This is a genomic window from Psychroserpens burtonensis DSM 12212, assembly GCF_000425305.1.
Lineage (GTDB): Bacteria > Bacteroidota > Bacteroidia > Flavobacteriales > Flavobacteriaceae > Psychroserpens > Psychroserpens burtonensis.
This window is the reverse complement of record NZ_AUDE01000006.1, coordinates 1-23,579: the sequence shown is the minus strand read 5'-3', so window position 1 is coordinate 23,579 and position 23,579 is coordinate 1. Positions and strand designations below refer to the sequence as shown.

At 32.0% G+C, this 23,579-nt stretch carries 22 protein-coding genes; 11 read left to right on the top strand and 11 right to left on the bottom strand.

Annotated features, from left to right (window positions below):
* Positions 1 to 70: 70 nt before the first annotated feature.
* The 7 genes from H593_RS0101715 to H593_RS0101680 form a co-directional block, all read right to left on the bottom strand.
* A complete protein-coding gene (locus H593_RS0101715; RefSeq protein ID WP_028870826.1) occupies positions 71 to 1,564 on the bottom strand; it encodes a PH domain-containing protein in 1,494 nt (497 codons plus the stop codon).
* A complete protein-coding gene (locus H593_RS18320; protein ID WP_037051256.1) occupies positions 1,551 to 2,066 on the bottom strand; it encodes a PH domain-containing protein in 516 nt (171 codons plus the stop codon). Before H593_RS18320 ends, H593_RS0101715 begins: the two co-directional genes overlap by 14 nt.
* A gap of 317 nt (positions 2,067 to 2,383) precedes the next feature.
* Positions 2,384 to 3,175 carry a (Fe-S)-binding protein gene (locus H593_RS0101700; RefSeq protein ID WP_028870824.1) on the bottom strand — a complete coding sequence of 264 codons (792 nt, stop codon included), beginning with the start codon at positions 3,173 to 3,175 and terminating at the stop codon, positions 2,384 to 2,386.
* Positions 3,176 to 3,252: 77 nt separating this feature from the next.
* Positions 3,253 to 3,594: a hypothetical protein gene (locus tag H593_RS0101695; protein WP_245584987.1), complete on the bottom strand. Its 342-nt coding sequence runs from the start codon at positions 3,592 to 3,594 to the stop codon at positions 3,253 to 3,255.
* Entirely contained in the window at positions 3,595 to 4,923 is a 1,329-nt protein-coding gene (locus H593_RS0101690; RefSeq protein ID WP_028870822.1) for a 4Fe-4S dicluster domain-containing protein, read from the bottom strand.
* A gap of 15 nt (positions 4,924 to 4,938) precedes the next feature.
* A complete protein-coding gene (locus H593_RS0101685; RefSeq protein WP_028870821.1) occupies positions 4,939 to 5,892 on the bottom strand; it encodes an MlaD family protein in 954 nt (317 codons plus the stop codon).
* Between the two features lie 77 nt (positions 5,893 to 5,969).
* On the bottom strand, positions 5,970 to 7,091 hold the full coding sequence (locus H593_RS0101680) for an N-acetylmuramoyl-L-alanine amidase family protein (RefSeq protein ID WP_028870820.1): 1,122 nt from the start codon (positions 7,089 to 7,091) through the stop codon (positions 5,970 to 5,972).
* Between the two features lie 122 nt (positions 7,092 to 7,213).
* Here H593_RS0101680 and H593_RS0101675 point away from each other — a divergent pair, with 122 nt between their 5' ends.
* The 8 genes from H593_RS0101675 (at position 7,214) to H593_RS0101640 (ending at position 15,889) form a co-directional block, all read left to right on the top strand.
* The gene (locus H593_RS0101675; protein WP_028870819.1) at positions 7,214 to 10,003 is read left to right on the top strand and encodes a putative LPS assembly protein LptD; all 2,790 of its coding nucleotides are present in this window, start codon (positions 7,214 to 7,216) and stop codon (positions 10,001 to 10,003) included.
* A gap of 100 nt (positions 10,004 to 10,103) precedes the next feature.
* Positions 10,104 to 10,484 carry a Rid family detoxifying hydrolase gene (locus H593_RS0101670; protein ID WP_028870818.1) on the top strand — a complete coding sequence of 127 codons (381 nt, stop codon included), beginning with the start codon at positions 10,104 to 10,106 and terminating at the stop codon, positions 10,482 to 10,484.
* 108 nt (positions 10,485 to 10,592) lie between these two features.
* On the top strand, positions 10,593 to 11,231 hold the full coding sequence (locus H593_RS19805) for a peptidylprolyl isomerase (RefSeq protein WP_051229590.1): 639 nt from the start codon (positions 10,593 to 10,595) through the stop codon (positions 11,229 to 11,231).
* Positions 11,231 to 11,935 carry a 16S rRNA (uracil(1498)-N(3))-methyltransferase gene (locus tag H593_RS0101660; RefSeq protein WP_028870817.1) on the top strand — a complete coding sequence of 235 codons (705 nt, stop codon included), beginning with the start codon at positions 11,231 to 11,233 and terminating at the stop codon, positions 11,933 to 11,935. Before H593_RS19805 ends, H593_RS0101660 begins: the two co-directional genes overlap by 1 nt.
* 266 nt (positions 11,936 to 12,201) lie before the next feature.
* Positions 12,202 to 12,822 carry a DUF4159 domain-containing protein gene (locus tag H593_RS0101655; protein ID WP_245584986.1) on the top strand — a complete coding sequence of 207 codons (621 nt, stop codon included), beginning with the start codon at positions 12,202 to 12,204 and terminating at the stop codon, positions 12,820 to 12,822.
* Between the two features lie 261 nt (positions 12,823 to 13,083).
* On the top strand, positions 13,084 to 13,590 hold the full coding sequence (locus tag H593_RS0101650; RefSeq protein WP_028870815.1) for a TrmH family RNA methyltransferase: 507 nt from the start codon (positions 13,084 to 13,086) through the stop codon (positions 13,588 to 13,590).
* 24 nt (positions 13,591 to 13,614) lie between these two features.
* Positions 13,615 to 14,703, top strand: coding sequence for an AI-2E family transporter (locus tag H593_RS0101645; RefSeq protein ID WP_028870814.1), 1,089 nt, complete (start codon positions 13,615 to 13,617; stop codon positions 14,701 to 14,703).
* Positions 14,704 to 14,710: 7 nt separating this feature from the next.
* Positions 14,711 to 15,889, top strand: coding sequence for a class I SAM-dependent methyltransferase (locus H593_RS0101640; RefSeq protein ID WP_028870813.1), 1,179 nt, complete (start codon positions 14,711 to 14,713; stop codon positions 15,887 to 15,889).
* Positions 15,890 to 15,892: 3 nt separating this feature from the next.
* Here H593_RS0101640 and H593_RS0101635 read toward each other — a convergent pair whose 3' ends face one another.
* Positions 15,893 to 16,312 (bottom strand): hypothetical protein, encoded by a 420-nt coding sequence (locus H593_RS0101635; RefSeq protein ID WP_028870812.1) that lies wholly within the window; start codon positions 16,310 to 16,312, stop codon positions 15,893 to 15,895.
* 587 nt (positions 16,313 to 16,899) lie between these two features.
* Here H593_RS0101635 and H593_RS0101630 point away from each other — a divergent pair.
* The 3 genes from H593_RS0101630 to H593_RS0101620 all read left to right on the top strand — a co-directional run bounded on the left by H593_RS0101630 (position 16,900) and on the right by H593_RS0101620 (position 18,428).
* The gene (locus tag H593_RS0101630; protein WP_028870811.1) at positions 16,900 to 17,463 is read left to right on the top strand and encodes a TetR/AcrR family transcriptional regulator; all 564 of its coding nucleotides are present in this window, start codon (positions 16,900 to 16,902) and stop codon (positions 17,461 to 17,463) included.
* Positions 17,464 to 17,527: 64 nt separating this feature from the next.
* Positions 17,528 to 18,091, top strand: coding sequence for a carboxymuconolactone decarboxylase family protein (locus H593_RS0101625; protein WP_028870810.1), 564 nt, complete (start codon positions 17,528 to 17,530; stop codon positions 18,089 to 18,091).
* 130 nt (positions 18,092 to 18,221) lie between these two features.
* The gene (locus H593_RS0101620) at positions 18,222 to 18,428 is read left to right on the top strand and encodes a hypothetical protein (protein WP_028870809.1); all 207 of its coding nucleotides are present in this window, start codon (positions 18,222 to 18,224) and stop codon (positions 18,426 to 18,428) included.
* 492 nt (positions 18,429 to 18,920) lie between these two features.
* On the opposite strand, the gene H593_RS0101615 is transcribed toward H593_RS0101620, so the two are convergent.
* The 3 genes from H593_RS0101615 to H593_RS0101600 form a co-directional block, all read right to left on the bottom strand.
* A complete protein-coding gene (locus H593_RS0101615; protein WP_028870808.1) occupies positions 18,921 to 19,721 on the bottom strand; it encodes an ice-binding protein in 801 nt (266 codons plus the stop codon).
* A gap of 1,475 nt (positions 19,722 to 21,196) precedes the next feature.
* Positions 21,197 to 22,372 carry a hypothetical protein gene (locus tag H593_RS0101605; RefSeq protein WP_028870807.1) on the bottom strand — a complete coding sequence of 392 codons (1,176 nt, stop codon included), beginning with the start codon at positions 22,370 to 22,372 and terminating at the stop codon, positions 21,197 to 21,199.
* A 496-nt stretch (positions 22,373 to 22,868) separates the two neighbouring features.
* Positions 22,869 to 23,108, bottom strand: a complete 240-nt coding sequence (locus H593_RS0101600; RefSeq protein ID WP_028870806.1) for a hypothetical protein — start codon at positions 23,106 to 23,108, stop codon at positions 22,869 to 22,871.
* Positions 23,109 to 23,579: the final 471 nt, after the last annotated feature.

The following is a 23,579-nucleotide window of genomic DNA, read 5'->3' as shown; positions in this document are numbered from 1 at the left end:
TTAAACAACCCTATATTAACCTAAGTTTAAGTTGGAAGTTTCTCTCGCTCCAGAAAACAAAAATACAATTTTACATCCAATCTCTATTCTGTGATTCCACCTTAAATAATAAGTAATCATAAATTGATTTTGCTTCAGTTTCTGAAACATATGGTATTTTAACAGATTTAGAGGCTGTCGATATAATTACAGATGAAATTTGTATGCGTTTTTGAAAGATGGTTTGTTTTAATTTGACCGCTTGAATTTTATGAATTTCTAAAATGTTAGTAGTGGTGTCTATAAATCCGCTTCCTATGGTTAGGAATTGGTCATCAATTTTATAAAAAGCTTTTCTGTAAGTTACTGTCACGTATAAAACTGAAAATAATACCAACGCGATATTGATATACCACATTATATTTCCGAAGAGAATAAACCCAGGAACATTGATAATTAATGCTAAGGCGAACATGTTTAAGGCCAAGATACGTTTATAATACCCTTTTGGGTTTGATCTCTCAATAGCACTCGTATAATTAACTAATAGCTTATCAACTAAATGTTTTAATTGCTCTTTTTCTAAGGCAATGATAACAAAGTTTTTTCGCTGCTTAACAGTCACCATAGCTTGTTTAACAGAGAGTGTATGTAAATCAAAATAGCGTTTGATACGATTTGTTTTTATAACTATATTTTGAATTCTACTTGGTGTTAAACTCAGTGATACTTTATTAAATAGGCCTTTATTAATCTCAATAGTTTTTTGGTTTTCTACAACTTCTAAATTAAAATTAGTTACTACGGTTTTAAGAACCGAAAATAGTAGAGAAATGAGTATTGCGACAAGAATAAATACAGTATTAATTATTATAATATTTAGAAGACTTTCTTTATCTAAATGAATGAGCTCCTCTAGACCTTGTTTGAGTTTTAAATCTCGAAAATAATCTTTAAATTCATAATATAAACCAAAAACAAAAGAGGTGATGATAAGAAAACTGCGCAGATGATTTTGAGAAATTCCTTCTAAAAAAAGACGTTTTAATGATACTCGAAAGAAAACGTTTCTAGATTCGACCACATCTGTTAGTGTTTCTGTACTATTTGATTTTGTAAATAGTTCTTTCTTTAATTTTAAAGCTGTGGGTTTATCTAATGCTTTTATAGAGATTTCAGATTTGTTGTCACCCGCTGTTTCTATATTTAAGGATACCACGTTGATGATCTGCTGCAAAAAATTCTGTTTGATGTAGACGTTTTGAATTTTTGACTTTGAAATAATTGTATTATCCTTATTTATGATTCCGGTAGATAAGTGAAAGTCATCCTTACTTAAATAAAATTTAAAATTTAAATACTTAAGTATTGCTAAAACAAGCAATACAATAAGGATACCTATAATAACCAAGAAAATTACTGTAGGTGTAACATGGGCAAATGTTTTTTTCTTTGTTAGTGAGATTCCAAAAGCAATAAACAAGACAAAAAAACGGCGTACAAAATTATAAGCATTAAATGCAAATATGATGATAATACCTTTTGATGATTGCCTAATTGGTTTTGAGAAATCAGATGCTTTCATTCACTCGAGTACTTAAAAAATCATTTATTTTTCTCGCTTCTTCAAGTGGTAAACCATCAATTTTTAAATCACTACCAGATTCTCCTGCTGTGAAAATTTTTAAGGTTGCGAGGTTTAACTTTCGTGCCAACCAACTGCGAGATTCTTCTATATGTTGAATTCTAGATATTGGCACAGTAGTAATAGAATTAACAAGAAGTCCTTTAGAATAAATAACGTCTTTATCTCTGATAGCATATTTTCTTTTCTTAAAGGCTAAAAGGGATAAAATAAAATTCAATAGACACCCAATTATAACCAGACCAACAATGTAGATAAAATTATCTTGGAACGCTTCTTCTTGTATTTTGAATTTGCCAGTAATTAATAGACCGATGACTATTGCATAAAGGACCGCTTTATTTAAAATTATAATCTTAAAATAGTTTTTTGAGATGGGCTTGAGTTCAACAGACGAGATCTCAGGAAGGTTATTAATCTCAATTTGTTGGTTTATGAACATTGTATAGATTTAATTTTAGTTCTGTACTACTTCAATATAGGTCATTACTTTCTTCTTTACATAGCTACTCTCACTTAAATCATAGAAGTTGTCTTCTTTTAAGTGATTTTTATTATTATGGCTTTTTATTATGCTTTTTAAAATTTCTATAGGTTAAAAAGCTATACATAATCAGACCAAAAATAAAGTAAAATAGAACTCTTGACCAGGAAAACCCTCTTCCAAAAAAGTAATCAAATAGGGCGACTACTATTGAAAATATAGTACCTCCAACGAGACCTGCAGTAAGAATTCTTTTTTTGTTTATTTCTGGCATTTTATAAATCTTGAGCGTTTGCAATCAATTCTGCAATATCCATAACTTGAATATCTCCTTCTTTCTCCTTGTTTTTAACACCGTCTGTCATCATCGTATTACAAAAAGGACAACCAGCAGCAATAATTTCTGGTTTTACGTCTAAAGCTTGCTCTGTTCTTTCGATGTTAACTTCTTTATTTCCGGGCTCTGCATCTTTAAACATTTGTGCTCCTCCTGCTCCACAGCATAAACCTCTAGATTTACAGCTTTTCATTTCTACAAGCTCAGCATCCAATTTTCTAATTAAATCTCTTGGCGCTTCATAAACGTCATTTGCACGTCCTAAATAACACGGGTCATGAAATGTAATTCGTTTGCCTTTATATTGACCGCCTTCTATAGTAAGGCGACCTTCAGTCAATAATGACTTTAGAAATTGAGTGTGGTGCATCACTTCATAATTACCACCTAATCCTGGATATTCATTTTTGATGGTATTAAAACAATGTGGACAAGCAGTAACAATCTTCTTTATTTCATAAGCGTTCATGACCTCAATATTGGTAACGGCTTGCATTTGAAATAAAAACTCATTTCCAGAACGCTTTGCAGGATCACCTGTACAGCTTTCTTCTGTGCCGAGCACTGCAAATTCTACATTCGCTTTATTAAGTATTTTTACGAATGCTTTTGTGATTTTTTTTGCTCTGTCATCAAAGCTACCTGCGCAACCTACCCAGAATAATACTTCAGGTTTTTTACCAGCTGCCATAAATTCTGCCATAGTTGGCACTTTGAGTAATTCGCTCATAATTATATTTTTATTTTCTTATTTAACAACACTACTTTCGGTTTTTTTTTTAAAGGAAACTATTGTAATTAAATTTATTATTCATCTTCTTTAATTGCTGCAAAATCTTTCTTAGCAATTCTTATATAAATAGCGAGTTTTTTATCGCCTTCTTTTAATCTATTTTTTGGTTCATAGCTCTCGCTTTCAGCTCTTCTTGTTGCTTCAATACCTATGACTTCTTTTTGAATATCTGTACAATAATCACAGATTACTCTTAATAACTTGACGCTTTTAACTTCACTGCGACGATATTCTATAAGCGTATATGATTTAATTTGTAACGAATCTTTTTTATAAGATTGCGCTCCCAAAAAACTATAACTTATTAAAAAGCCTAACGTGCATAAAAGTTGATATTTCCAAAGAAAACAGCTCATTTATTCATCTTTCCAATTTAAACGGTCCATCTGATTGTAAGGCCAAGGCGCACCATTATTTTCAATATTGGTCATCATATTATTGAGCTCCATTGGCGCAGCACTTTGTTCCATAACCAAGTATTGACGCATTTGCATAATGATATTCAAAGGATCTATACTCACAGGACAAGCTTCTACACAAGCATTACAACTAGTACAAGCCCAAAGTTCTTCATTTGTAATATAATCTCCTAAAAGTTGCTTACCATCATCTACAAATTCACCTTTATTAGCATCTATATTTTTACCTACTTCAACAAGACGATCACGCGTGTCCATCATGATTTTTCGAGGCGATAATTTTTTACCAGTTTGATTAGCTGGACATTCGTCAGTACAGCGACCACACTCTGTACAGGTATAGGCATTTAATAAATTAACCCAACTTAAATCTTGCACATCACTAGCTCCAAATTTTGCAGGAACAGCATCTTCTTCTCCTTCTGGGGCAGCTGCAAAAGGATCTGCATCTGGATCCATCATCATCTTAACTTCGTTAGTCACTGCTTCTAAATTATCAAATTGACCTTTTGGTTTTAAATTACCATAGAAAGTATTTGGAAATGCCAATAAGATATGTAAGTGCTTAGAAAAATACAAGTAATTTAAGAAAACTAAAATCCCTATAATGTGCAACCACCATGCGGTTCTTTCTATTATTATTAATGTTGCATTTGATAGACCATCAAAAAGAGGTAATAGCCATTGACTAATTGGGAACGATCCAGCGGTATGATATCCTTCTGCTCCATTAAGTTGTAATTGTAAATCAGTACCATTCATTGTTAAGAACAAACACATCAATACCACTTCAAAATATAATATAATATTACCATCGCTCTTTGGCCAGCCTTTCATTTCTGAACTCATAAAACGTTTGAGTTTTATAACATTTCGTCTTATCCAAAAGATGATTACAGCTACAAGTACTGCAAATGCAAGTAATTCAAAAGAACCAATTAAGATGTTATAAATATCACCTGCAGGAGAAAAAATACGATGTTGACCTGTGAAACCATCTATTATGATTTCTAGAACTTCAATATTAATAACTACAAACCCTACATAAACAATGATATGAAGAAAACCAGCAATTGGTCGCGTCACCATTTTACTCTGGCCTAAGGCTATTCTAGCCATGTTTTTCCAACGTTGAGGCTTATTATCACTAGTATCAACATCTTGACCTAATTTAATATTACGTGCTATTTTTATAACGCTATTGGCGAAATATCCAATACCTATAAAAAACACTATTGCAAATATGACTTGTGGTAAAATACTCATATTGTGGTTGATTTATTAATCTTTATCTTCTATCTCGTTTCCGTCAGCATCATAACGTTTAGCTTTCTTTCCAAATAGGGAAAAGTGAACATAACGCTTAGGATTTAATTTCATATCTTCTAGCAACTGATTCATCTGTAATGCAGCTCCTTCCAGATTTTGATACAAACCTTCGTCCTTTAAAAGCTTGCCAATAGAGCCTTCTCCATTCTCTATACTCGCCATTAAAGTATTGACAGTTGTTAGTGTGTTATCAAGGTTTGCAACCGTTTTAGACAACTTCACGTCCTTTAAATCGTTTGTTATTATTGCTAAATCTTTAGTTACAGCATCAAAATTACTAAGTATCGAGCTCAACTTTTCATCGTTTTCTTTAACCAAAGAATTTACAGAGTAAGACACCGATTTAAAAGATTTCATAGTGGCATTTAACTCTGCTATAGCACTTTTAATTCCATTATCAGATTCATCACGAACCAAACCATTAAGACTTACTAAAAGTGAATCTGCTGATGATAATGTTGAGTCTAGGTTGTCACTCACATCAGAAAAGCTAGTCGTTAAACTAGACACTAAATCTTCTTCGACTTCAGAGGCGATATAATCTCCCGGTTTTGCTGGTTCTCCATAATTACTTACAACAATGGCGAGTGCGTTACCCCCCATTAAACCTGTTTTATAAAGTCTAATCTTAGATTGCTTAGAGAAATTTAATTGATCGTCTATTGTAAAAGAAACTCTTGTTTTACCAGTACTGAAATCATAGATAATCTCTTGTATCTTACCTACATTATTACCTTTTACAGTAACTGGCGATGCTTTTGTTAGGGCATTATAATCAAACTCAGTGTAATAGGTATCATCATTTTCAAATAGATTTTTACCATTGAGATAGTTGATTAAAAAAACCATTAACAAAATACCTGAAAGTACAAGTATGGCTGCTTTTATTTCTCTTGAAATTTTCAATTTTTACATTTTTGGGTTACAACAAAATTAACAATAATTATATAAAAAATGTTTCTAATTAAAGATAAACAATATTTCTAATTAGATGCTGGTTTTATTGCTTCGGAAACATCTGTTTTATTTCCATCCTTATAAGCCACAACAAAGCAGTCTTTATAACCTTTAGATACTGCATTCGACTGTAGTTGCTTTACCCTATTATAATCTGAAGTAGCACCATGATAATACTTATAAATTTCACCTACTTTTTCTCTAGTAATACCTGATAAGCCTTTAAAATTATAAGACTTAGGCGCTATTTCTCTAGAACTGGCTGCAATTTGAACCTTAAACACGACATTTTCTATAATTTGCGGCTCACCGCTTGACTCCATATTATTGTTGCCTACTTTGGTTCCTTTATAAATATCTTCTCCTACATTTTGCTCTATATACGTCTTGTATCCTAATATTGCTTTTTTTATACCCGACCCCATTTTTGTTTGACCTGTCTTGGTATTTAAGAATTCACCTTCTCCTTTATTAGTCAAAAAGCCCACCTCTATAAGGACACTTGGCATATACGTATTATGCAAAACCCATAAACTCGCTTGTTTCAAACCTCTACTTTTACGCTTGAGACCTTGCTCAAAATTATCCTCAACCATTCTGGCTAGTTTGATACTATTCTCGGTATACTCCTCTTGAAGAAAACTTAGAGTAATAAGGGATTCTGGTGAGTTTGGATCAAAACCTTCATAGTGTTTCTCGTAATCTGCTTCAAGAAAAATAACTTCATTCTCCTTTTTTGCAATTTCCATATTACGTTTGGTATTTGCTACACCTAATACAAACGTTTCAGTTCCTGAGGCCTGAGAATGATGTGCATTACAATGCACCGAGACAAATAGATCTGCATCTGCATCATTCGCGATTTTTGCTCGTCCTCTTAAGGTTACAAAAACATCTTTATCCCTAGTATAAATAACTTTAATATCCTTGTTTTTTTCAAGCTCCTGACCAACATGAAGGACAATATTTAATGCAATATCTTTTTCTCTATGTCCATTTCCTAGGTTACCAGAATCATGACCACCATGACCTGCATCCAATACAACAACAAATTTATCTTTGTTTTTTTGAAATGCATGTGCAGATGTTAAAATACTGGTAAATAACAAACTCACTAATACTATACGGTAATGTAATGTCGTTTTCATACGTGTTTAACGGTTAATCAACTCGATTTATTTTAAGTACGTAGTATCTAGATTATCTAGTCTAATCATGCTTTTTATAAATTGATTGAATTATAAACTAATCATAAAAAATCTATGTAATTTTGGGAATTCAAAAACCGAGCCATACTTTAGCAAAAATACATTTAAAAGCGTTGCATACAAAAAGCTTACACATACTTTTTACCCTAAGTTTTACCATGTTTATCAACATGTTTTGCTGGGCTCAAGAATTACCTAAATCTAAGGAGCCAATTAGGCCTGTAACAAAAAATGATACCATAGTTAATGATACAACTGTTATAAGCATTGGAAAGATGCTCGATACACCCAAAAACATAAAAGAATCAGATAGCACAAAGACGGATTCTATTCCGAAGAAAAAAGAATTTCTCACAAGTATCGTGGATTATAAAGCCAAAGATTATGTGCGATTAGATCAGCGAAAAAACACAACTACCTTATACAATGAAGCCGAAGTTAATTACGGTGACATGAATATCAAATCTGGTATTATTGTCATTAATCACGGTAAAGATTTAGTCTATGCAGGACGTCTCAAAGATAGTTTAGGGAATTATTCTCAAGCACCTGTGTTTACACAAGGACAAAGTATTGTGGAACCAGATTCTGTCATATTTAATACCGTTACTAAAAAAGCTATTATTTACAATTCTAAAACAGAAGAAAGTGGCGGAACCATTATCGCAGCGATTACTAAACGTGAAAATGATTCTACCCTTTTTATTAAAGATGGGAAGTTTACAACTTCTGAAAACCTTGACGACCCTGAATATTATTTTTTAATGAGAACAGCTAAAGTCGTTCCTGGTGTAAAAGTAGTTACAGGATTTACAAACTTATTTATATACGATGTACCAACGCCAATTGGGCTACCTTTTGCTTATTTTCCGATGTCTAAAAAGCAAACATCTGGTGTTATTATGCCAACACCTGGACAGGAATTAGCAAATGATAGAGGTTACTTTTTACAGAATGGAGGGTATTATTTTGCGATTAACGACTATCTTGATTTAGCGGTTTTAGGAGATTACTATACCAATGGAAGTTATGGTCTGCGTTTAGAATCTAATTATGCTAAACGTTATAAATTTAATGGAAATTTAAGTTTTAGGTATGAAAATTTAATTAATAGCGAACCTGGTTTCCCAGACTTTGCAAAGTCAACGATTTATAATATTCGTTGGTCTCATAGTCAAGATGGAAAATCCAATCCAAGTTCTAGGTTTTCGGCATCCGTAAACTTAGGTAGTAGTCAGTTTTTTAGGCAGTCCATAAACCAATTAAATTTGGCAAGTGCACTGAACAATACCTTGGCTTCATCGGTATCTTATTCTAAAACTTTTCAAGGAGAGCCACAGGTTAATATGAATGTGACAGCTACGCATTCTCAAAACACCAATACAGAAGAAATTAATTTAACCTTACCAACAGTGCAAGCGAGTGTAGGTAGAATGTTTCCATTTGCACCTAAAACCGGATCAAAAAAAGGAATTATTCAAAATATAAACTTTCAATATAACGTTAGAGGAGAAAACAGGATTCGAACTACAGACTCCTTGTTTCTTAAATCTGAAATGTTCAATGATGCAAAAATAGGAACGCTACATTCTATTCCTGTTTCTACGAACTTTAAAGTATTTGACTATTTTAGTATGAGTGCTAGCATGAATTTTGAAGAGAATTGGACGTTCAATACTATCAAAAGATTTGAAGACGATGAAGGCACAATTATTACTGAAGATTTAACCAACTTTGATCGTTTTTTAACTTATAATTTCAGCACAAGTATTGGTACGACAGTCTATGGAATGTTTGATTTTAGAAAAGAAGGCAAAGAGCGTAAAATTCAGCAAATACGACATGTAATGCGTCCATCAATAAGCTATAACATCAATCCAGCTTTTGATCAATATTACGATACTTTTGCAATTGCAAATGCAGATGGCGACACCGTAGACGAGTTAGAACGACAGGAATACACAAGGTTTGAAGGCTCTCTCTTTGGAACGCCAAACCAAAACTTCTCTAGCTCTATGGGTATTTCATTGGGTAATAATTTTGAAGCCAAAGTCACCGATAAAGATAGTACCGCGACAGAACCTAAAAAAATTAAGTTGCTAAACAATCTTAACTTTCAAACATCTTATAATTTCGCTGGTGATAGTTTAAAATGGAGTCCATTAAGAGTTTCTGGAGGAACAACAGTCTTAAAGGATAAAATGAATATTAACTTTGGGATGATTTTAGATCCTTACGCACTGGATAACAATAATAGAAAAATTGAAAAATTTAATATTGAAAATGGAGGAAGTTTATTTAGACTAACCTCTGCTAACCTTAACATTAGTTATTCCATTTCTAGTTCCGCATTTGAAGGGAATGGAGATGAAGATGATCCTGCCATTCAAGATAATTTAAGAAGTGGTGGACGTGCAGATGATTTATTTGGGAGGCCTCAAGATTTTGCAGATCAGCGTTTAACAGATGATAGCGACTTAAAAGACAAAAAGGAAGAGCCCTCAGAGTTATATAATTTCAAAATACCATGGAGCCTGCGAATGGCTTACGTTGTTAACTATGGTAATGCAGCGAGACAGAACGCAATAACGAGTCATTCTTTAATGTTCTCTGGAGATATTGAGTTGTCACCAAAATGGTCTGTTGGAGCCTCTTCTGGTTATGATGTTGCCAACAAAGGGTTTACCCAAACTCAATTGCGTTTTGAACGCGATTTACTAAGTTGGCGTATGAATTTTTCTTGGGTTCCTTTTGGTCCAAATAACCAATGGAATTTCTTTATTGGTATCAAATCTAGCTTGCTCCAAGACCTTAAATACGATAAACGCAAACAAAGAGATCAACAGTTATAATCGTTATATGATATGATACTAGCATTTTAAAAGCGTGTCCATAGAGACCATAAATAACTATCAATAACACACCATCTCAAATAAAAACACAGATAAACACATGAAGAAAATAATTAATACGCCTAACGCTCCTGCTCCAATTGGGCCTTATAATCAAGCTGTTTTGACAGGCAATACGTTATATACTTCAGGTCAAATTGCAATAAATGTACAATCGGGTGCATTGGTTTTAGATTCTATTTCTTCGGAAACAGAACAAGTCATGCAAAACTTGAAAGCTGTATTAGAAGCCGCCGATATGACTTTTGAACATGTTATTAAGTCTTCCATTTTTATAAGTGACATGAACAACTTTAGTCAAATCAATGCTGTTTACAGTAAATATTTTGATGCAGCCACAGCTCCTGCTCGTGAAACTGTAGAAGTCGCCAATTTACCAAAGTTCGTTAACGTTGAAATTAGTATGATCGCTGTAAAATAGGCCAAACTAATAGTTATAAACAATCATTTCTTCAAAACTTCGTTCCAAAACACTATTATAATTGTTTCAAGCCATTACTTTTGAGACATAATACAAATAAACCAAGCTATGCTTAAAAATCTACTTATTACCATCTTACTTTTTACAAACGCTATTGTTATTGCCCAAAAGGATTTCGAAAAATCCTTGGATTCTCTTCAAACTTTAGATGATGTCACTGTTTTCTTTAAAAAGAATAAAAAAGTTAAAGGTAAGGTCATTGTTTTTAATGAGGAAAAACATAAAACGCGTATGGCAGAAGATATTCTCAATATGAGTGTTGGTTCTAAAAAATATTTTAAAGATGCGCCACAAAAAACGTATTATAAGATTATTGAAAAGAACGAAATCCCGTACTATAGAGTAAGTTGTATCTATTTAGATGGCAGTAAAAAGTCTCTAAAGGATATAAATATTATTAGAAATCAAGTCATTTTGAAATACAAAGAAGGGTATTTGTTTACTGCTTTAGCAAACCAGTACTCCATGGATAATACTGCTAAACAAGGTGGTGATTTGGGCTGGTTTACAACAGGAGATTTACATCCAGAATTTGAAAAACCTATTATTGAAGGAGTATATAGTACCGGCGATATTTTCTCAATAGACATCCCAGAAATTAAGGCCTATTATGTTGTCCTAATGACAGAAAACAGACGATTAATAAAGGAGTCTAAAGTTCTAAAAGTAACTGAGCCAAGACAATAATGCAACTTTTCTACAACAAAGACTTAACGCAAAATGATATAGAGATTCGCTTTTCTAAAGAGGAAAGTAGGCATATAGTAAAAGTATTACGCAAATCTACTAGTGATATTTTACAGATCACAAATGGTGATGGTTGGTTATTTTCTGCGGAAATTATTCTAGCAGATATGAAAAACTGTGTTGCTAAAATAACATCATCAAAGCAACAAGCAACGCGAGAGTATAAACTTCACTTAGCTGTTGCACCAACAAAAATGAATGATCGTTATGAATGGTTTTTAGAAAAAGCTACCGAAATTGGGGTAGATACCATCACTCCTATTATTTGTGATAATAGCGAACGCAAGGTTATAAAGGCAGACCGTTATGAGAAAATATTGCGGTCTGCCATGAAACAGTCTTTAAATTGTTATTTACCAAAACTTAATCGCGCTATTTCGTTTAAGGAATATATAGCTCAAGATTTTATTGGGCAAACAGTTATTGCACACTGTGAAAAGACGAATAAAAAGTCACTAAAACAAAGTCTAAAACCAAATCAGGACATTACAATTCTCATTGGCCCAGAAGGTGATTTTAGTTCTAATGAAATTGAGTTAGCACTACAACATGGTTTTAGTCCTGTAACTCTTGGAGAGACACGTTTACGCACAGAAACTGCTGCTATCGTGGCTTGTCATTCTGTTGTTTTTAATAATGAATAATAAGTTTATATTATGGCATTTAATCTGTTTAAATGAAAAGCTTTATATTAAAAAAAAACAACTGTTTTATACATTCAAAATATATTGCTTTTATTGCTAAGATTCAATACGGTGAACAGTGTTTAAGACATTACTTTTTCCGAAGAGGAAAATAAAGATGTCATAAATAAAGTTAAAAGAATATAATTCATCTGTTTAATTTCTATTTTTGATTTATGACCATAAGTTCTAAATATTTTAAAACGCTTACAATAGCATTGACGCTAATGATAAGTTTAACCTCAATAGTTATTAACGCTCAAGATTTGGCAATTGTAAAGTACAAGGGTGGTGGTGATTGGTATAGTAATCCTACAGCACTCCCTAACCTTATTAGCTACTGTAATGCTAATATTAAGACCAAAATGAACACAAAACCGCAAGTTGTGGACATTGGAAGTATTGATATTTTTCAATTCCCAATATTACATATGACTGGTCATGGAAATGTATTTTTTTCTGATACCGATGCCGAAAACCTAAGAAACTACTTAACGTCTGGAGGATTCTTACATATTGACGACAATTACGGGATGGAGCCTTACATCAAAAAAGAATTGAAAAAAGTATTTCCAAATCTTGAATTATTGGAATTACCTAAAGACCACGAAATTTTTAATACCGCATATAAATTTCCTGAAGGTTTACCGAAAATTCATGAGCACGATGGCAAACGACCACAAGCTTTAGGGCTTTTTTATAAAAATAGACTCGTCTTACTTTTTACTTTTGAAAGTGATCTTGGTGATGGCTGGGAAGATCCAGAAGTTCATAATGATCCAGCAGATGTCCGAGAGAAAGCTTTAAAAATGGGAGCTAATATTATAAAATATGCGTTTGAGAATTAGTCCTTAAATATGAGTTTGAGATACAGAGTAATTGCAGTTGTTTTAATTGTACTAATGACATTTCAGTGTTTAGGTCAAATTATTAGCCATACCTATACTGTGGCAATAGCAATTTTCACATTAGCCCAGCTCCAAAAGGAATTATATGTTGTTTTGGACCGTGTGGTAAATTACACGCTGTATATAATTGCGGACAAACATTTCATTTACCTTAAATCACTTAATCCATTTCGAGTTTAAGACCTTACGCGACTATATCAAATGCAACTAAACCACTACTCTACTAACTTTAACAACAAAACGTTTCCTATTACTCTCATTTGTGAGAATGTTACTAATGCTCCAAATATTGGAAGTTTGTTTAGAACTGCAGATGCTTTTGGTATTGAAGAATTGATTTTTTGTGGAGATAACACGCCTTTAGGTAGAAAAATGATGAAGACATCAAGAGCTACTGAGAAATCTGTAAAGTATAAACACGAAAATGAAGCGTTAACCCTAGTTTCTGATTTAAAAAACAACGGTTATTTTATAATTGCTCTTGAAATCACATCAAAAAGCGAAGCTCTGATAGATTTCACATTTCCGAAGCATAAACCTATTGCACTAATTATTGGTGATGAGAATTTTGGAGTTTCAGAAGCTATTTTAAATATGAGTGATGCTGTTATTCATATTGATATGTTTGGCCAAAATAGCAGTATGAATGTCGTACAAGCCACTAGTGTGACTTTGTATGAAATAACCAAACAACTTAAACAGTCTTAACTAAAGTCTTTATATATTTACTCCATGAATTCTAAAAATATTTCATACGGAATACTTAGGGCAGCTGGCGTAATCGTTGCTGTTTCATTGGTTTTGTACTTCTTATATGAGATACAATCTGTAATTGTTTATATCGTTATTGCAGGCGTAATATCACTTATTGGAAGACCCATTGTTATGTTTTTAAGACGACGTCTAAAATTCAATAACACACTTGCTGTGGTTGCAACCATGGTCTTTTTAGTAGGTATTTTTGTAGGGATTGTAAGCTTATTAATACCGCTTTTAGTTGAACAAGGGCAAAATTTATCACTACTAGATATAGATCAGCTTAAAAGTAATATCGAATCTTTATATACCGAAACTATTACGTATTTAGAAATTAATCATATCGACGCAGAACAAGCTATTAAAGAATCTAAAATATTGTCGAGTATGGATTATAGTATCATACCAAACTTTTTAAATAGCATCGTTTCTGGGTTAGGAAGTTTCAGTATTGGTTTGATGTCTGTTTTATTTATTGCTTTTTTCTTTTTAAAAGATAGAAACCTATTTCAACAAGGGATTTTGACATTCGTACCTAATAATAAAGAGTCAAATACGAAACGGTCTATTGAGAAGATTTCAGATTTGTTATCTCGTTATTTCGTCGGGTTGTTCTTCCAAATCTTAATACTATTCATTATTTACACGATAGGTTTACTAATTATTGGTATTGAAAACGCTGTAGTTATTGCCTTTTTATGTGCTTTAATAAATCTAATACCCTATTTAGGTCCATTAATTGGAGGTGCTATTATGATGCTTTTAGTAATGACCAATAATCTCGGTGAGAGCTTTAGTGTTATTGTTTTACCTAAATTATTTTACACATTTATCGTTATAGCAATTGCGCAGTTGGTTGATAATTTCTTTAGTCAGCCTTTTATATTTTCTAAGAGTGTAAAATCACATCCTTTAGAGATTTTCTTAATCATAATAATTGCAGGTCTACTCTTTGGAGTTGTTGGTATGATTGTCGCAGTTCCTTTCTACACGGCCATAAAGGTGATTCTTAAAGAATTTTTATCAGATAATAAAATGGTAAAAAAATTAACGCAAGGCTTATAATCAACGTTTGAATACTGACATTTTAAATAGCGAAATTCAAAAGTTTATTTCTAATAATATTAATACCGAAGTATCCAGTATTCTATTAAAAGGCACTCACTTTAGCAAGGTTACTACCAAAGAAATTATTGAACAAATTGAAGCTAAAGTTAAGTGTAAAAAAAAGTTACCGACTTGGTTTTCTTCGGAAAAGATATACTACCCAAACAAGTTAAACATAGAACAAACGTCATCTGAAATCACTGCAGAATATAAGTCTAAATTATTTACAGGAAAATCAATATTAGATATTACTGGAGGTTTTGGTGTAGACTGTTTATACTTTTCGAGGCATTTTAAGGAGGTCACATATTGTGATATTGATGAGGAATTGTCTGCAATAGTAGCTTATAATTATACTCAACTACAAGTTAAAAACATAAAAACAGTTAACTCAAGTGGCATAGATTACTTGCTTTCAAAAAAAGATAAGTATGATTGGGTTTATATAGATCCCTCCCGAAGACATAAAAGCAAAGGCAAGGTCTTTTTTCTCAAAGAGTGTTTACCTAATGTTCCTCTTCATTTAGAAACTCTATTTAAACGCACGAATAATATAGCCATTAAAACATCTCCCTTATTAGACTTATCCATAGGAATAAGTGAATTAAAGCACGTTAAGGACATTCATATCATAGCAGTTAAAAATGAAGTAAAGGAGCTTATATGGATATTAGAAAACGACTTTAAGGGAGAAATCACAGTTAAAACCGCCAATATTGTTAATAATTCTGTAGAAGTTTTTAATTTTAAATTAATGAATGAGGCCACACACCATGCAATTTTAAGTCATCCTTTACACTTTTTATATGAGCCAAATGCTGCTATTCTAAAATCGGGTGCTTTTAATAGTGTATCAAAGCAATTGAAGATTTCAAAAATACACCAACACTCTCATTTATACACGAGCAATGAACACCTGATATTTCCTGGAAGATCCTTTACTATTGAATCCATAGTAGATTACAGCAAAAAGAATATAAAATCACTTAAAATATCACAAGCTAATATTACAACTAGAAACTTCCCAGAGACTGTTCAAAATTTAAGAAAGAAATATAGTATTAAAGATGGAGGGCACACTTATCTTTTTTTTACCACAAACCTTCTTGGTGTTAAGTTAGTAATCATTTGCAATAAACTATGAGACTTATAGGTTATCTGGAGATCCAGCAACTAAATAATTATCAACTCCTAATACCATATCAAAACTCATACATTGATTCATAGTAAAAACAACTTTGTCATCTTGAATACCTGTTGTATTTTTCGAAATGTTAAACACAATGTCATCAGGCGCAAATGTTAAGAAGCCAGAAGAATTTCCAGGGGCTATATTTTCTACCAAATGTAACACGGTACCATCCAATGTTGAAATCTGAAAAGTAATTGCAATGGTTCCACCGTTAGTAACCCTCGCCTGAGGATCTTCATCTGCACAATCGTTTTGTGCATTAGGAGTTTGAAAAAGAAGTTCTTCTTGCTCATTTTCAATTGATTCAATCGAACAATTAAAAAGCATTGACATAACAATTGCAGATGCAATTGCATTTTTAAGTAGGTTTTTCATCGATTTGGGGTTTAATGAAATTCAAGGCAAATATAATTTTAATATTGAATAAAACAAATTACTTTATCGATTAAATATACAAAATATTCGATGAAGCGCGTTTTTACAAAGAATTACTCGATGAAATACACTTGTATGGTATTAAAAATCATTGTATTTAATGATACGTACAAGGTGAAATTATTAAAGTCATATTTATGAGAATTATAAAGCAGAAACAATTTATATTCCAAACAGACGAGAACCACTGTTTAAAACAATAATTTTTATAATAACATGAAGGTTTTTTGTATCAAAGATTCACTCTTGGATTTTGTTTTAAGTGTTTTGAAATGATATTTAAAAAAAAATTAACAATTCTAATAATAAAATAGTGGAGAAATATTGAGAATATTATCACCTTTTTAGGTAATAAATGTAATTTCATTAGAACTAATCAATTGTAAACTTAAAACAAGCATATATTATTACAGTAACCAATATTAAGTAACACCTATGAAAACTTTAATTCAACTAACATATAAAAATATGTTAAACTGTTTTTTGTATCTAAACGATTGGTTAGTTTTGTACTGTAGTTAGAACTAATGTCTAGAAAAAAACAATATATAGAAGCAGAAGTTATTGACAAAGCAATGCATTTGTTTTGGCGTAATGGTTACGAAAACACTTCTATGCAAATGCTTGAAAAAGAAATGGGTATAAATAAGTTTTCAATCTATTCTAGCTTCGGTAACAAACATGGTTTATTTTTAGAAAGCTTAAAAAGCTACAAGGCTAAAAGAAAAAAAATGTTCGATAAATTAAAAATGGCCACAAATGGTGTTGAAGATGTCAAACAGTTTTTTTATGATTCTGTGACAGTTTCCAATCAACAAGGCAATCAAAAAGGCTGTTTATTAACTAATACATATAACGAGTTTTCTGTGAGTGAAGACGAAATAGTAAACAAAAAGATCACCGCTTTTATGGATAATCTTAAAAATTTATTCATTGAAAAATTAAGAATGGATCCTTCTAAAGACGAAGACACCGTAAGAAAGCAAGCTAACTTTTTAGTATTAGCAAAACATGGTTTAGCAGCTGCAACAAGAGTAAATAGCAAAAAAGAAATCGAAGACTATATTGAAATGACATTCAAAAATATTTAATCATTTTTTTTAAACAATAACTAAACGATTGTTTAGTTTAATCAATAAATAAAAAGAAGAAATTATGACAACATTAAAAGTACACAACATCGAAACTGCACCAGAAGGTAGCAAAGCATTATTAGAAAATTCTCAAAAAGCTTACGGAATGATTCCTGGTTTACATGGCGTATTAGCAGGGGCGCCAAAAGTTTTGGAAGCGTACCAAACGTTACATGAGCTATTCACACAAACATCTTTTAACGAAGAAGAATTAACAGTTGTATGGCAAACCATAAACGTTGAGCATGCATGTCATTACTGTGTACCTGCACATACAGGCATTGCAAAAATGATGAAGGTAGACGATGCTATAACAGAAGCGTTACGTAACGAAACACCTCTTGACAACTCTAAATTAGAAGCGTTACGAAAAATGACATTGACAATTGTACGTAATCGTGGACAAGTAACGCAAGAAGATTTAAACACGTTTTATTCTGCGGGTTATGACGAAAGACAAGTATTAGAAATCCTTTTAGGATTATCTCAAAAAACAATAAGTAACTATATAAACCATATTGCAAACACACCTGTGGATGCAGCATTTAAAAAGTTTGCTTGGTCTAAAGATAGTATGGAAGCTTAATTGCTATAGATTGATTGACAGCTTTAAACCTTCCGTTAATTCGGAAGGTTTATTTAAAAATTAAAATTTTAAAAACATTAATCGTTACCTCTTTTTTTTAAAAATGGGCCATTTCAAAATAAATGAGACTATGTGTTATTTAAAATTAATTCTTGTAATTAACTTCAGTTCGTTATTGACCACCTGTGGAAATAAAGAATCCAAAACTAAAGATTCTTCTAAATCGTTAGAAGTTCAATCAACAGAATTTCAAAATAAAGGACGCGAATTAGTCTACAAAATGACTCAAAAAACAGGGAGCTATCAAGACTTACGGAACTTAAAAGATGTGTCATAGCACTCAATAAGGCCATATACCAAGCTAAAAACATTAAAGAACTAATAATACATTATTGCTATGCTAGTTCTGAGTAAAGCTCTCGGGTCAGTCAGAGGAATACAGTAGTGCAGTAATGTATACACGAAAATTCTAAAAAGAAAAAAGATAGATATTAGTATGATCGAAGAAAATCAGTGTTACGAAAATGCAATGGCCGAAGGTGTAAATGGAGTTTTATCTCGATCAAACCTTTGTAAACGCAGCACACGTATCGGGAGTTGCAAAAAATGAAATTAATTTATACAATGAAGTAAGATTACATTTATCTTTAAACTATAAAATACCGAATATGGCATATCAATTTTAACCTGTAGTCGTATTTCAGGTCAAGAAATATAAGAAACTACACACTATTATTTATAGGATTAAAAGATATTAAATAATCTAACATTTGATACCTTTAAAGAATGGTTTGCTTATCCAGAAAACTACTCCACCATCGTTCACAAGTCACCTGACATCTGGACCCTTCTCTACTGGTACCGCAGTAACTGTATTCATTTGTAAAGTTACCGCTGTTTGTGCTAGTAACCTTCCATTTACTGTGGCTCCTGTTTGTACCGCTATTGAGGTTGCACCTAATAGGTTTCCTTCAAAATGACTTGTGGTCCCTAATGTAACAGCACCTGATACTTGCCAAAAAATGTTTTTTGCTTGTGCACCTCCAGATAAAGTCATTCTAACAGCAGAACTCATGGTAAGCGTTCCTGCAACTTGAAATATCCATACATCATCCTCACCACCGTCCAGTACGATTTCTGTCGGTATTAAAAGTGTACTTGTCCATTTATGAAGCCCTGGATTTAATGTGAGCCCTCCTATATTTCCAGCGCCTTCGTTTAAATAATCTGGATTAGAGCGTCCTGCTGCATCTGTATATGCAGTTTCCATATTAAGCACAGCTGCTGTAAGTCCAGAAGCATTAGTTGTTCTGCAAGGAAGTGGGCCTGCTGGATCTACTGTATAAATGTTTCCAATAACTTGAGGACATGTTAATAAAAGAGCAGCACCTGTTATTGGGCTTGTTCCTACATTACCCGTAATGACAGATGGAGGCACATTAGTGATTCCTGATTTTGAAAGAATCGCAAAATCTCCAGCAAGACCAAGATCAACAGATACTAAAGATCCAGACTTCTTACTCCTTACATTTGCTTCCTCAACTTCTAAGGATTCTATCTCTGAATTACAACTTGACAATAGTCCAAAAAATAGTATCGCTAGTATTGGGATTTTTTTAATAGATTTCATAATTTTTTTATAATTTTAAACTGTTTAAAACTTAGTAGTTTGGTGTAAATATAGTTTAAAGATACTGAAACCAACGTTAACTAATCCTATTGCCTTTTAAACAGTTTTTATGTGTATTTAAACTGATTTATAAGGAGTTAAAAAGGATGAATAAACTAATTAGACTTAATTGATAAAGAAATTGTAGAAAATAACGAAAGAAGAACAGCGTCTGTGATTTATTGCTTAATGCTAGCCTACTTAAAAAAATTCAAACGGAATTTTATATCTGTGATTTGTCTATTAAATTAGATGTTTAAAAACGCAACAAGCCATATACCAAACGTTAGCAATAATTCAGTGCGGTAAAGGCACATTATTTACAAAATTAAAGGGGGGTCGTTTCCATTTTTTTAAGACTAATTTTATGGATAAAACACAGACTAATTGGAATTGGAATCATTTTTTTATCCGAATTTTAATTTTACGATGTGATATTGTGGTTACGAAAAACAGTATTGCTAGAGTTTAAGCAATTACGAATATGTAATTGACATGTATTACGGCGTTTATTTACCAACAAAGTGAATAAGTAGAAGTGTTTTTAAACAACAAAACCCAGCGTTACCGCTAGGTTTGTGAGTTGTGAGCCCTGCAGGATTCGAACCTGCGACCGCCTCCTTAGAAGAGATAATTTATTTTTATTAATATTTTGATAATCAGTATTATAACGTTTTAAAAAAAGACTACATACATTTTACATACATTTCATGCCATTCGTAACAAACAATAACCTTTTCACCATTTTTGGTGTTGTCGCAATATTTCTCTATCAAAGTGCTCTATTATTTTTGACATATAAAATCAGATGTAGCAAACACGCAACGATTTTTGTTTAAGCACAAAACCAGCAATTTTTTGTATAATGTGTTGTGTGCAGTTTTTTATTCCGATTTTATTTGTTCGGTTAAATATGAAATTTCAGGATTTTCTTATTCACTAATATTTCAATTTGTTTTCCTTTCTTTAATTCACCAATTTTTTCAAGAATTACATCTCGTTCATAATTTTCATTCTGATAGTTATAAGAGAATGAAAGAACACTCAAACTTTCTTTTTCAAATGTTTTAGTAACTATTCCGTTTGTAAAATCAAAGTCGTTTTGGTTTAATATTATTGGTTTTGTATAATCAACTTCCGAAATTTCAGGTTTTGATTTAGAGTATTTAATTCTATAAAATTCTCCAATATTAAAGATTCTTGAACTTAAAGGTCGAGTTTCGTATTTTATTCCGTCAACATTATATTCGAGAAAGTTTGTTTTCGATTTGTATGTATTATTTCCGATAATTCCAGCGGAGAGTCCTAATTATTTAGAAAATTATTAAAGAAAGCAACGTCCCCTGCGAGAGACGTTGCTAAGAAAAAAGTAGAGTGATTTCATGCTGCAAAAACTAACATAGATAGACGTTGCAGAGAAAAAAAAGTTAACTAATTTATTGTTTTGGTTTCATTGAAGAAATGATTTTCTTATTATCCGGTCCATACACTTCCCACGATTTAATGAACGTGTCATCTAGTCGCCTTAAAGTGAATTTATATTTAGTGGAATATAACCCAGTAGCATAACCCGGAGAAACTGGAACCGTCGTTTCCTTCCCACTAATTTTTTCTGTACCTGTAGATTTTTCATTTGTCCAAGCCATACCAAATTCTGCAGACATTTCAAACTTCACCGGGCTGGCCTCGCCTGTACCACCAGTTACCGAAACAGAAAAACTTTCTGTTCTAGAATTAGATTCCGATTCGGTAATACCGGAAGAGTAATAATATTTTATTTCGATTTCGTTATTATTTCCAGAGTTATCGGATTTGTCTATCTCAAGTATATAAGATTCCTTAATTAGCTTGTAGAATGGTGAATACTTTATTTTTTCTGTATTAGTCAGTCCATTATCCTTTATAATAAAAGCAGGTAAATATTTAAACTCAGATGAAAAAGGCTTATCAGTTTTTGGATAAACCGGATTGCCATTAGACCAAGTAATTTCTAAGTTCGGTTTTTTATTGCTGGTTTCAGCATTAATTGAAGGAGTTGGCATGTTATATCCTTCTGCTTTCCATAAAACAATATTGCTTAAGCTGGGGGAATCAGCAGCATAGGTATACGTTACATTTCCAAAATTGCCATTACTTAAATGTTTAGCGCCCGAAAATGCTTTATTCCAATAAGAATTCTTAATAGTAAAGCCTTTTCTGCTGTTGCGAATAAAAAGCCATTTCTGCCCTTTTTTTGCATCAAAATACATATTAACTACAGGATCTAAATCGTCGTAGCCACTCATGTTTAATGGTTTACCAGTATATTGACTGATAATATAATATTGCTCATGAAAAGTACCATCCAAGTACACTGGTTGATCGCCAGTAGGTAAAATAAGCCACTGTTGCATCATTTTTGTATAGCCAGTATGTTTTCTATTATACCAATAAGTATTATCCATATCGCCGCTGCCGCTGACTGATAAAACATGGTCTTTGCCTGGTTTAATTACTTCTAATTGATACACATCACCAGTTGGGTTTTTGATATTGGGTAGATCATTGGTTCTTTGCCATTGTGTAGGATTAATTTCTACTTGTGCTTTTACTTCATTTACTCCGCTGCTCAAAAAGCAAATAATTATCAGAGAGATTTTGATGCAATTCTTTAACATACAATTATTTTTATTGGTTAATACTAGACGATTGAATTATTGTGTAATTCGGATTAGTTGGTAATTTGAATAAGTAAATCTAATAATTAATTTTAAACAGCACAATACGTACCTATACGTATATTTATAAAACATGCTATACGTTTTCTTTAATTGGATTATGTACAATGTTATAAATTATTAAGGAGAGGCTATTATGGCATACCGTATTGTTGTTAAAAAGAAATGGAGTTAAAAAGTTAAGTAAAACAGGTTGTTACTACAAATCTAATTTAGAATACGAGTCAAGACTATGACCGTATTTAAAACTCCAAACTTCTGTTATGGTTTTTATTTTTTGAATTTTATCATAAAAAAAGAGTATTGTGATAAATGTGGAAACATTGGCTTGTTGAATAGAATTAGGACAAAAGTTGAAATTCTCGATTGTGTTGTACTTAATGTTGTCCCCTTAAAAACAAAAGACCTGGAAAACAGTACGTTTTCGGGGTTTTGTGGTGGTGCCTTCAAGAATCAAAATTTCAGGGTTAATTTCAGGAATACTAAAATATCCAAATTCATTTATAGTTTTCTTACGGATTTTTTTAACTATTACAATTTCTGATTTGACAAGTTCTATTTCAAGATGATAACTTGGTGAACTTTTTTCTGAAAAATTTTCAAATATTAAGATTGACTCTTCAAAATTCAAGACTGAAATATTTAGGTTCAGACCTGTTGTTCCTAAATAAATTCAAGATTGTTTTGAAATTCATTTTTTAATTTCAAATAGTCAAGTTTTTATTTTTGATAAATGTTCATTCCAATGTTGGTTAACGTTAAATATATGAATAGTAAGGGATTTAAAAACTTTACCTTCGAGTTTTTAATAAGCCAATTTAGCAAATAAATGTTTAAATTTCTGGAAATATTTTTTCTAAATTGGCGGCTGTGCTATTCTCCAGGACCTCCCTTTAGAGCACAGCATCCCTTATTATTTATATATAGTGTTGTGAGCTTTTTTTATTTTAATTTCTAGCTTGCGTCTTAAATTAAGAATAAGAAAGAGTCTCCGTTGCTGATTTGGTAATTAATTCGTCCAATATCTACAAGACTATTCCAAGACTATGGATTATGTAAAAGTATAATCCGTCGGCTTGGAAAACATAACCAGTCCGGTTTG